Here is an 11,476-nt window from a genome sequence, read left to right as displayed (position 1 = left end):
CACAACATACTTGTAAATGTATGTAATACCGATCCCCAACCCAGGAACTACCGATGAGCAATACCTTGATCGTGGACGCATCTCCTAAGACTCAGCAGAAATATCGACCACGTTTCATACAAAGGCTCAATCCGTTGATATGGTTGCAAGGCTGTTTTCTGCGGTTGCCACTGGGGGTAAAAATCGCGCTGCCGCCAATGTTTGTGATCATCTGTTTGCTGCTCATTTCAGGCATCGCCTGGTTTGCAAACAGTGGTCTCACGCGCGAATTACACAACGTGGCCGACACTGGCATGGTCAACATCGACAAGGCGCATCAGTATGAAGCAGCTTTACAAGAGTTACAGCTGGGCGCATCCCAATTGGTGGCTGCGCTGGCTCTGCAAAAGGATGCCGTCGTCACTGACTCGATGAAAGCGCGTCTCGGTGGCAAGTTGACAGAACTGGAGCAGGCGATTGTAGGTGCCAGCAAGGCAGTCGCAACACATGTTGATTCCAACGTAGACACGGAGTTGGTAGACGATTTGCAGGCCATCACCGAAGCCATCGCAACCTACCGACAAGAGTTTGACAAAACACTCACCGTAGCATCCGGAGACAACAACGGTGCAGCCAATGCGTTGACGATGCTTAACGACGCGCATCGTGTCGCGGCAGACAAAATTGCCATTTTGCTCAGCCGGGAAGCTAGTGCCGCCCAAGCCTCGCTTAGCAACGGTGATGCATTGGCCACACTAAACACCCGCTTGATCATCGGCTTTGTTGTCCTATCTGTGTTGCTCTCGGCACTGATCAGTTGGACCTGCACGCGCTACCTGACACAAATTTTGAAACGAGCCAGTGTGATTGCGGCAGCGCTTGAACAGGGTGATTTAACCCGCCGATCGGATATCGAACCCCATGACGTCGCAGGCCACACTGTGCGCGCGCTGTCGGACGTATCGGTCAACCTGAGCCAATTGGTGAAAGACGTGCGTGATTCGGCGACACAGGTAGAACTGGCATCCAAGGAAATTGAAGCCGGTAACCACGACCTGTCCCGTCGCACTGAGCAGCAGGCCAACATTTTGCAGGAGACGGCTGCCTCTATTGCGGATCTCAGCAACACAGTGAGAAACAGCGCAGAAAGCGCCCAGCAGGCAAACCGACTCGCCATGAATGCGTCGACGGTGGCGCAGCGTGGTGGCGAAGTGGTGCACCAGGTAGTGCAGACCATGAAGGGAATCAATGACGCGTCTCGCAAAATTGCGGACATTATTGGCGTGATTGATGGCATCGCTTTTCAAACCAACATCCTGGCACTTAACGCCGCAGTGGAAGCTGCGCGTGCTGGCGAGCAAGGGCGTGGCTTTGCCGTAGTTGCGTCGGAAGTGCGCAGTCTGGCCGGCCGCAGCGCGGATGCGGCCAAAGAAATCAAGAGCCTGATCAATGCCAGTGTGCAGCGCGTGGGTTCCGGCTCTATTTTGGTTGATCAGGCAGGAATCACTATGACCGAAGTGGTAAATTCCATTCGCCAAGCTACTGAATTAATGGGTGACATCAGCGCAACCAGTTCCACGCAAAGCGATGGCGTTTCTCAGGTGGATGAGGCGATGAAACAAATGGATAAAACCACGCAACAAAATGCTGCCTTGGTCGAACAAATGGCGGCCGCGGCCAGCAGTCTGAGAAACCAGGCCGGTGGTTTGGTGCAAATGGTTGAGGTGTTCAAATTGGGGGCTGCCGATTGATGTACCCATATTGAATGCTGGAGGCTACACCTGAGTAACCCTGGGCTACGGGATTAATCCCAAACTGGTGTATTGATGGAAGTACGAAGAACGCCAGAGCCAGATGCTGGCCACGCTGCAAGATGACAGTGTAGGGTTGCTCCGCTGCAGTTGCTGGGCAACTGGAAGAGTCGCATCCCATACGATGTTTTCATCGCCTGCTCGTCAGTGACCAGTGGCGTAACCAAAGTGGGCTGTCTGGCGGCACGGCATGTCTGGCATAAATTCTTGGGCCAGCACGGAGTGAACAAGAGCCTGATTGCCCAGTTCACGCTGGAGCCGTTCGGCAAAGTCGTCGACATCTAATGCGAAGTCAAGGAACTGGACGCAGAACTACGCAAGGCTATTCAGCAACGCCAGTGCTCGATTCTGCACTCGATCACGGCCCATGCGCTGGACTACACGTCGTGACCAGGTTTGGCGGGAGAGTTTGGATCGCTCTCGGAAAAAATGACGTGTTGATCATTTGACCTTGTCCTAGGGTAATTGCCTGTCTCGTCCACGAGTCGGGTGAAGGGCGCCCAGTACAGCAGACTGTAATTCAGTGAGGCTCAGAAATTACACAATCAAGGGAAGTCTTGTCGCGCATTTATGCGCCTCGGGAATAAAAAAAGCACCAGACTCTGGTGCTTTTTTTATATTGCCGCAAGCAGCTTTGGCGTTACGGCCTAGACAGAAACAGCAGCCTTGCGGCGACGCGAGGTGCCCAAAATGCCCAGCAGGCCAGCACCCATCAGAGCCAGGGAACCTGGTTCAGGCACCTTGCTGGTCGTGGTTTTCACATTGGCAGCCACAGACAACAGCTTCACAAAGTCATTGATAGCATCCATTGCGCCACCGCCGTAGCCGGAGTTGTATGCACTGATCAGCCACCAGCTGGAATAAGTAGTGCTGTCTGTCGTGTTGTAGGTGACATCAGTGCCTGTACCGCCGGTGTTGGTAGCCGTCGTTGTGCCTGCCGTTCCGTAGTTCTTGACCGAAGTCCAGCCATTGGCCGCGTTCAAGGTAGTGGAATTGGTTGCCTGGCCCACACTGGTACCGGTCAAGGTCTTACCCGTAATGGTTGGGGTGCCCGCACCGGTGTACGCCAATACGGTGATGTCCGCATCGCTAGCCCAGTAGCCCAGGGTCAGGCTGGTGATGTTCACGGCCGAACCAAAACTCAGCAGGATCAGATCCGTACCATTCTGGTTGTCAGCCGTGTGCGTGGGGCTGGTCGCATCTTCGTTGACAGACACTACGCCCAAACCCAAGCCAGAACCCCAGTTACGAACGTTTGCTGCTGCAAATGCGGTGCCCGTGGTCGGAGCCGCGACAGTACCCGTACCTGTGGAGTAAGCCTGGGCATTCAGCGTAGTACCGCCAGCAGAGCCGCAGGTCAGGGTATTACCAATGCTCGTGGAGTTATTGCAACCAGAATCCAGCGCCCAAGTACCCGCTGCAAAGCTAGGTGCGGACAACAGAGCGAATGCACCGCACAACAACCATTGTTTGACGGAACCGTGGTTTGCAGAATGGGTTTTCATCATTTTTCCTCTTGAACCGAATTAAGCGAAGCGACGGCTGCAAAAAATCTGTCGGCCATATGTAAACAACAAAGCAACACTCATGCCAAATAAATAAACCATTTATTATCAATAACTTATGCAATTCATTGCCATTTGATGTGTTACATATGTAAAGGATTTCGACACAAAATAAAGTCCATACAACGCGATTTAGCGCAAGCTTTTGAGCAAGCTGTCGGCCTCGGCCATGGTCTCGAAACGGCGTCCGGATTTCAGTGCGGCCTCGACTTCATCACGGGCCTCTGTTTTGCGTCCCGATTGGGCCAGAACCGCCGCCAGGTGGTAACGGATGTCCGGGTTGCCGGGCTCGCGCAGGCGTGCATCGCGCAGTAGTTGCAAGGCGCGATCCACCTGGCCGTTCTGAAACAAAGCCCAGCCCAGTGTGTCGATCGCGTTGGCATTGCTGGGTGCCTTAGCCATGGCCTTTTCGGCCACGGTGACCGCCGAGGGATCTTTCAAGCGCAACAGCACATTGGCCAGGTTATTCAAGGCATCAGCGTCGTCAGGAGACAGCGCCAGCAAAGACTCATAGCTGGTGCGGGCCGCGGCGTAGTTGCCAGCACGCGCATAGCCATCGGCCAAAGCGCGACGCACAGGAGCATCCTGTGGCCGGGTTTTCAACCATTGCTCCGCCAACTGCAAGGCGGGCTTACCGCCGTCCTGGCCTGACAAGGCGCGGAACAAGCGCAGCAGCGTGTCCGAGCTCGGCTCGATCTGGTGGGCGCGGCGGTAGTTGTCGATTGCAGCTGCAGATTGGCCACGGGCCTGCGCCACGTCACCCAACAGGCTGTAGCCAATCGCCCGTTTCGGCGCCAACGCGAGAACCTGGCGTGCACGTTGCTCGGCCTTGGCAGGATTTGCCTGCCGCAACTCCACGTCGGTCATCAAGGCCAAAGCAGGCAGGAAGTCAGGCTTGCTGGACAAGGCTTTTTCCAGACTGTAGGCGGCACCTGCAGGGTTGTTCGCCGCCATTTGCAAGGTTGCAATTTCGGTTTGCTGAGGTGCGTTGAAGTCGGCGAAACGGGTTGCGCCAGAGAAGGTGGAACGCGCACCTTCGAGATCGCCGTTGGCCAATTGAGCACGGCCATACACCAGCATCACAGGCAAGTTGTCGCCCGCCTTGGCAGACAGACGCTTGGCGGCCTCCAATGCCAATGCCGGCGCGAGGTTGCGCAAATGGAACTCCACCAGCGAGGTACCAGGGCGCAATTCGCCAGGGCCGGAGATATCGTTGGCTTTTTCCAGCCAGCGCTGCGTTTCCGCGGTTTGGCCACGACGATCGGACACATTGGCCATCTCGTACATGGCATCCACATTCTTGTCGTCGGACTGCAAGATAGCGGCCAAACGGGTGGCAGCCGAGTCATAGGCCTTGTTCAACATATCCAGCCGGGCCAAATTCAGCTTGGGCTGCAGCAGGCTACCATCCAGTGCCAGAGCGCGCTCGAAGCTGGCCTTGGCGGCTACCCGGTTGCCGCCCTGGGCCTGGGCCATGCCCAGCATATTCAAAAAACCAGCATTGCCGGGCTGCTGCTTCACCAATTTGTCGGCAATGGCCAAGGCTTTGTCAGAGAGTCCATCCCGGAGGTACAAAATCACCAGGCCGGTACCCGCCTGCGTTTGCTTGGGGTCTTTGAAGGCGGTTTCCAGCTGAGCAATCGCGTCGCCGGTCTGGCCACCGCCCAGCAAACTCATACCCAATGCGGTGTGAAATTCGGGTGCATTTTTAGTCGCCAAAGCCTGCTGCATCAAAGCTGTCGCCTTGGCGTTGTGCCCCAGGGCCATATGGGCGCCAGCCAACATGGTGATGGCCTGGCCATCCCCAGGCTGCGCCTTGACATACTCCTCCAATAGATCGGTGGCCCGCCCGAAATTGCCCTCGGCCATATTGATCTGCGCCAGCAACTTGGACACCGGGCTATTGCCCTGGATCTTTTGGAAGGAGTCCAGATAAGGCTTGGCCTTCTCGGTCTCGCCCAGTCCAAAATGCGCCAGCCCGTTGAGCATCAGCAGCTGTGGACGGTACTGGATGAAGGGTACCGGCACAGGGTCCAGAAAAGCCGTGACCTCAGCCAGGGCCGAGCGCACGGCAACAGGTTTGCCGTCGCGCTCAGCCAGCAGGGCCTTGAGATAAGCCGCGCGCGGCTCGCTTGGAGACAGGCGCTGCACCTCAGCCACGTCCTTGGCGGCCTCTGCATACTTTCCTAAATCGATAGCAATACCCGCACGGGCGACGCGTGCTTCCACATGTTTCGCATCCAGCTGCAAGGCAGCGTCATAGGCCGCCACGGCGCCACGCAAGTCACCTTGGACGTGGGCCAAAGAACCCTTTTGATAACGCGCCTCCGCTGAATTAGGTGCCAGGGCCAAGGCCCGGTCTATGGCCGAATTGGCCTCGCTGAACTGGCGCGAACGAATGCGCACCGGCACCTCGGCCAGCCAGACTTCCGCACTGCGGCCGTCCACGATACGGGCTTCATCGATGGCTTTCAACGCATCCCGTGGCTCACCAATGTCTGCGCTGGCAGATGCACGCAGCAGCAAAAGCTGGATTTGCGTGGCAGGCGGCAAACCGGTGGGATTGAACAAGGCTTGGCTCAGCATCAACTTGTGCTTGCCCTGGGCGATAAACGCTTGGGCCAGCGGTACCACGACTTCGGCCCGGTTCACGCCCAGGCGCAGCGCTTCATTCAACGCAACCTCGGAAGCCACCGCCTCGCCATTCGCCAGCAAAGCCTTGCCCAGCAGCACCTGGACGGGCAGCATGTTTTTGTCGATTTGCAGCGCATTCTTCAGCTGAATGATGGCGCCGGGCATGTCGTGACGCTCATAGCGACTCAGCGCATCTTCGTAATAACGCGATGCCTTGCTGTCTGACACCGCATAGGAGGAAAGGCTGGTGGCACACAGCAAAGCCAAAAGCGTGGCGCGCCCGGCAAAAGCCGCGCTGCTAGAAAGGGGAAATAGCTTCATGGAGGGCAACTCTTGGCAGCGGGCGCACGGTGCGGCCCAATCCAGGAATGTTAGCCCATGTAACAAAGCCTTTACAGGAGGAATCTCCCCACTCCGTGAGGAAATGGGCTATCGGTGATTTGCTTCACATCCCGCTACAACACCCAAAATCTGCGTGATGCAGACCGGCAGACCGATATCACGCCGAAGCGGCAAAACGCTCGAATCCACGCGCCCGCAGCACGCAGGCCGGGCATTCGCCACAGCCATATCCCCAGGCCTGGCGGTGGCCGCGGTCGCCCAGGTAGCAGGTGTGGGTGTGCTCCACGATCAGGTCTACCAACGCCTGGCCACCCAGCTGCCGCGCCAACTCCCAGGTTTGCGCCTTGTCTATCCACATCAACGGGGTTTCGATCAAATACCGTTTGTCCATGCCCAAGGACAAAGCCAGTTGCATGGCTTTCATGGTGTCGTCGCGGCAGTCCGGGTATCCTGAAAAATCGGTCTCGCACACGCCGGTGACGATGACTTCCAGATTACGCCGGTAGGCCAGGGCTGCAGCCAGGGTCAGAAACAACAGATTACGCCCGGGCACAAAGGTGTTGGGCAGGCCACTCTCCTCCATCTTGAACGCCATGTCACGGGTCAGCGAGGTCTCGCTCACCTGGCCCAGAACGGACAAATCCAGCAGATGGTCTTCGCCCATCTTGCCGGCCCACTGCGGGAATTGCAGCTTGATCTGCTCCAGCACACGCAGACGGACCTGCAGCTCTACGTGGTGGCGCTGGCCATAGTCAAACGCAACCGTCTCCACATGGTCGTACTTGGACAAAGCCTGGGCCAGGCAGGTGGTGGAGTCCTGCCCACCGGAAAACAAAACAAGAGCGCGGGAATGCATGGTCGGATTTCAATAACAGTAACTGATCTTTATAGGCTATTTTCGTAGAAGACGACAGCCACCCGCCAGTTCACCTTGGCAGGTCGCCCCTGGCCGGGGCAGGTAGGATGTGGCAATGAAATTTCTCTTGCACCTGGTCCGCACACTGTTCAGATACACACTGACGCCCCTGATCGCCCTGCTGCTTGTATTCGAAGAATGGGGGTGGGAACCGCTGGCCCGGTGGATGGACAGATTGGCGCATTTGCCGGTCTGGTCGCATTTGGAGCGCCTTATACGGCGCCTGCCGCCGTATGCCGCCCTGCTGGTATTTTTTGTGCCCATGTTGACGCTGCTGCCCATCAAGCTGCTGGCCTTCTACTGGATCAGCAAAGGGCATGCCTTGTTGGGCCTGCTGGTGGTGCTGGCAGCCAAGCTGCTAGGCACAGCGATAGTAGCCCGCCTATTCCACCTGACGCAGCCCGCACTGATGCAACTGCCCTGGTTCAACCGCCTTTACCAACGCTGGAAAGCATGGAAGGACGAATTGATCGCCCAAGTCAGAAGCAGCAGGCCCTGGCGCATCGCACGCGCGACCTCACGCGCTGTGCGCCAAGTCAGCCGCAAGCTGCTGGAAACCCTGCGCCAGGCCTTCCGCTAGCCTTCAAAGGTCTTATAAGCTTTTTAGGGCTCTAGCGCAGATACTACCTGCGCTAGCAGCTATAAAAACGATAGTACTTAGAAATCAAACTCAATGTGAGTGGCGTGGCACGGTCGAACCGCGGCAGCCCACCAGGAAGTCGAAATCGCAGCCATCGTCGGCCTGCAGCACGTGGTCCACGTACAGGCGGGCATAGCCCCCCGACAGCGGCTTGGGTACGTTGCCTGCCAGGGCGGCCAGGCGCTCGGCCAGCTCGGCATCGCTGATGTCCAGATGCAAGCGGCCTTGTTCGCAGTCCAACTCAATGAAGTCACCATCGCGCACGGCGGCCAGCGGGCCACCGGCAGCGGCCTCAGGTGCCACGTGCAGCACGACGGTGCCGTAGGCGGTGCCACTCATGCGGGCGTCGGAGATGCGCACCATGTCTTTTACGCCCTGGCGCAGCAGCTTGGGTGGCAGGCCCATATTGCCGACCTCGGCCATGCCGGGGTAACCCTTGGGGCCGCAGTTCTTCATCACCATCACGCAGCTGGCGTCGATGTCCAGGTTTTCATCGACGATGCGTTCCTTGTAATGCTCCAGGTTCTCGAACACCACGGCGCGGCCGCGGTGCTTGAGCAGCGCGGGCGTAGCCGCCGATGGCTTGAGCACCGCGCCGCGTGGCGACAGGTTGCCGCGCAGGATGCAGATGCCACCGTCGGCGATCAACGGGTTATCGATGGGGCGGATGACTTCGTCGTTGTACTGGGGTGCTTCACGCACGTTGTCCCACATGGACTTGCCGTTCACCGTCAACGCATCGGGGTGCGGCAGCAGGCCATTCTCGCCCAGGCGGCGCAGCACGGCGGGCAGGCCACCGGCGTAGTAGAACTCTTCCATCAGGAAGCGGCCCGAAGGCTGCAAGTCCACAATAGTTGGGGTGTTACGGCCGATGCGGGTCCAGTCTTCCAGGTCCAGCTGCACACCGATACGGCCGGCAATGGCCTTCAAATGGATGACGGCATTGGTCGAGCCACCGATGGCGGCGTTGGTGCGGATGGCGTTCTCGAAGGCTTCGCGGGTCAGAATCTTGGACAGGGTCAGACCTTCGCGGGCCATCTCCACCGCGCGCGAACCCGACATATGGGCCAGCACGTAGCGACGCGAATCCACTGCGGGAATTGCGGCGTTGTGCGGCAGCGAGGTGCCCAGCGCTTCGGCCATGCAGGCCATGGTGGAGGCCGTGCCCATGGTGTTGCAGGTGCCGGCGGAACGCGACATGCCGGCTTCGGCGGCAAAGAATTGGTGTTCGTTGATCTCGCCAGCTTTCAGCGATTCATGCAGCTGCCAGACGGCAGTACCGGAGCCGATGTTCTTGCCATCCAGCTTGCCGTTCAGCATGGGGCCGCCGGTGACGACGATGGCCGGGATATCGCAGCTGGCCGCGCCCATCAGCAAAGCCGGCGTGGTCTTATCGCAGCCGGTGAGCAGTACCACCGCGTCGATGGGGTTGCCACGGATGGCTTCTTCCACGTCCATGCTGGCCAGATTGCGGGTCAGCATGGCGGTAGGGCGCAGATTCGATTCGCCGTTGGAGAACACCGGAAACTCGACCGGGAAGCCTCCAGCCTCGAAGATGCCGCGCTTCACATGCTCGGCGATCTTGCGGAAGTGGGCGTTGCAGGGGGTCAGCTCAGACCAGGTATTGCAGATGCCGATGATGGGGCGGCCGTCAAACTCATGGTCAGGAATACCCTGGTTCTTCATCCAGCTGCGGTACATGAAGCCGTTTTTATCAGCAGAGCCAAACCACTCCGCAGAACGCATTTTTTTCGGGGTATCAGTCATAGTAAATTTTTCAAAGAAGAGCGGCTACGGAAATCAGCCGCGGGGGATTTGCGGGCGGTAAAAAGCGCTGCAACAAGCAGAACAGGAAAAGCAGCGCGCCCACCACGATGCGCGTCCACCACGAACTCAAAGACTCATCAAAAGAAATCAATGCTTGGATGATGCCCACTGCGTGCATACCGTAGCAAAGCATGTAGAAGATGAACATGACACCAGCCAGCGTAGAGCAAAAACCAGACGGTATGTACACGCCAATCAGCGCAGAGCGCACTGACAAGCCCATCAACATGGCAGAGTATTCGCTGCCGCCGACGGCATACACGTTGCACCCCAAAGATGCGCAGTACGCCAAGGAAATGCCCCCAGCAACGCCACCAAAACGATGACGGTCCCTATGAAAATGGATGCGTCAGCCCATACAGACAAACGTATTTGCGATACCGCCGGGTAAAACTCACGGGTCATACTAATTGAATCAATGCTAATCAGGTAGCACAAGCCGTACACCAAGAACATGCCTGCCAGAGTCACCCTGAAATGCTGCAGGCGGTCTATCCGCGTAAGCTGCAGCGCTGGGTTGGCACTGGTGCCTAACATTATTTGTTCTTGTTGTAGACGTCAACAAACACGGCCGCCAGCAACACCAGGCCCTTGATGATCTGCTGGTAGTCAATGCCGATGCCCATGATGGACATACCGTTGTTCATCACGCCCATGATGAAGGCACCGATCACCGCCCCCATCACCTTGCCAACGCCACCGGATGCCGAAGCGCCACCGATGAAGCAGGCTGCAATCACGTCCAGCTCAAATCCCAACCCGCCCTTGGGCGTGGCGGTGTTCAGCCGCGCGGCAAACACCAGTCCGGCCAGCGCAGCCAGCACACCCATATTGATGAAGGTGTAGAAGGCCAGACGCTCGGTTTTGATACCCGACAGCTTGGCGGCCTTTTCGTTGCCGCCCAGGGCGTAAACGCGACGGCCAATGGTGGTCCGACTGGTCACGAAATCAAACAACGCAATCAGCAGCGCCATGACGATCAGCACATTGGGCAGGCCCTTGTAGGACGCTAGCAGGTAACTGAAGGTGATCAGCAAGGCTGAGAAAATCACCATCTTGCCCCAAAAGAAGGCCGTGGGTTCGCCAGTCACACCGTGTTTTTGCTGATTGGCACGTGCGCGTATACCCGCCACCACCAGTGCCAGGGCCACCAATACACCCAACAGCAAAGAGGTCATCCGCAAACCGTCGGAGCTGAACAGATCGCCGATGAAACCCGAACTGAGCATCTGAAAAGTATCTGGGAATGGCCCCACCGACTGCCCTTGCAGCAACGCCAGCGCCAACCCCCGGAACACCAGCATGCCCGCCAACGTGACGATAAAGGAGGGAATGCGGAAGAAGGCGACGAAGTAACCTTGCATGGCCCCGATCAGCCCACCTACAGCCAGGCAGAGAATGGCCGTGGGCAGGTAATGCCATTCGTAATTGACCATCAGCACCGCAGCCACCGCGCCGACAAAGCCGACGATGGAGCCGACCGACAAGTCGATGTGACCCGCCACGATCACCAGCAGCATACCCAGCGCCATGATGACGATGTAGCTGTTTTGCAGCACCAGGTTGGTCAGGTTCAACGGCTGCATCAGCGTGCCGTTGGTCATGAACTGGAAGAAGGCCATGATGGCCACTAGCGACAGCAGCATGCCATATTCGCGCAGGTTGCTTTTAAAGAAGCTCAGGCCCGAAGGCGCAGCGGTGACAGCAGAGGCCGCAGGGGTTGCAGTTGTTTTTTCCATGATCTGAATGTTCTAGTAATGCT

At 57.8% G+C, this 11,476-nt stretch carries 7 protein-coding genes and 1 pseudogene; 2 read left to right on the top strand and 6 right to left on the bottom strand.

The genetic code is table 11. The features are described 5' to 3' along the window. Nucleotides 1–53 precede the first annotated feature (53 nt). On the top strand, nucleotides 54–1,730 hold the full coding sequence (locus AC07VY_RS20740; protein ID WP_495099109.1) for a methyl-accepting chemotaxis protein: 1,677 nt from the start codon (nucleotides 54–56) through the stop codon (nucleotides 1,728–1,730). A 707-nt stretch (nucleotides 1,731–2,437) separates the two neighbouring features. Here the strand turns inward: AC07VY_RS20740 and xdp1 are convergent. From xdp1 to queC, 3 genes are all read right to left on the bottom strand, one after another. Next, entirely contained in the window at nucleotides 2,438–3,295 is an 858-nt protein-coding gene (gene xdp1 / locus AC07VY_RS20735) for an exosortase-dependent surface protein XDP1 (protein ID WP_495099108.1), read from the bottom strand. A gap of 192 nt (nucleotides 3,296–3,487) precedes the next feature. After that, entirely contained in the window at nucleotides 3,488–6,310 is a 2,823-nt protein-coding gene (gene prsT / locus AC07VY_RS20730) for an XrtA/PEP-CTERM system TPR-repeat protein PrsT (protein WP_495099107.1), read from the bottom strand. 178 nt (nucleotides 6,311–6,488) lie between these two features. Continuing rightward, the gene (gene queC / locus AC07VY_RS20725) at nucleotides 6,489–7,187 is read right to left on the bottom strand and encodes a 7-cyano-7-deazaguanine synthase QueC (protein ID WP_495077078.1); all 699 of its coding nucleotides are present in this window, start codon (nucleotides 7,185–7,187) and stop codon (nucleotides 6,489–6,491) included. Between the two features lie 115 nt (nucleotides 7,188–7,302). On the opposite strand from queC, the gene AC07VY_RS20720 reads away from it, so the two are divergent. Further along, nucleotides 7,303–7,827, top strand: a complete 525-nt coding sequence (locus AC07VY_RS20720; protein WP_495077077.1) for a hypothetical protein — start codon at nucleotides 7,303–7,305, stop codon at nucleotides 7,825–7,827. Between the two features lie 90 nt (nucleotides 7,828–7,917). Here the strand turns inward: AC07VY_RS20720 and AC07VY_RS20715 are convergent, their stop codons facing one another. From AC07VY_RS20715 to mmsB, 3 genes and pseudogenes are all read right to left on the bottom strand, one after another. Then, entirely contained in the window at nucleotides 7,918–9,654 is a 1,737-nt protein-coding gene (locus AC07VY_RS20715) for an IlvD/Edd family dehydratase (RefSeq protein ID WP_495077076.1), read from the bottom strand. Between the two features lie 10 nt (nucleotides 9,655–9,664). Continuing rightward, nucleotides 9,665–10,203, bottom strand: a pseudogene (locus tag AC07VY_RS20710) (ABC transporter permease subunit); the annotation flags it as partial. Between the two features lie 47 nt (nucleotides 10,204–10,250). After that, nucleotides 10,251–11,453, bottom strand: coding sequence for a multiple monosaccharide ABC transporter permease (mmsB, locus tag AC07VY_RS20705; protein ID WP_495099106.1), 1,203 nt, complete (start codon nucleotides 11,451–11,453; stop codon nucleotides 10,251–10,253). Nucleotides 11,454–11,476: the final 23 nt, after the last annotated feature.

This window comes from Rhodoferax sp. GW821-FHT02C08, from assembly GCF_059421805.1.
The sequence above is the reverse complement of the archived record's forward strand: the minus strand, read 5'-3'. Positions and strand labels throughout refer to the sequence as shown.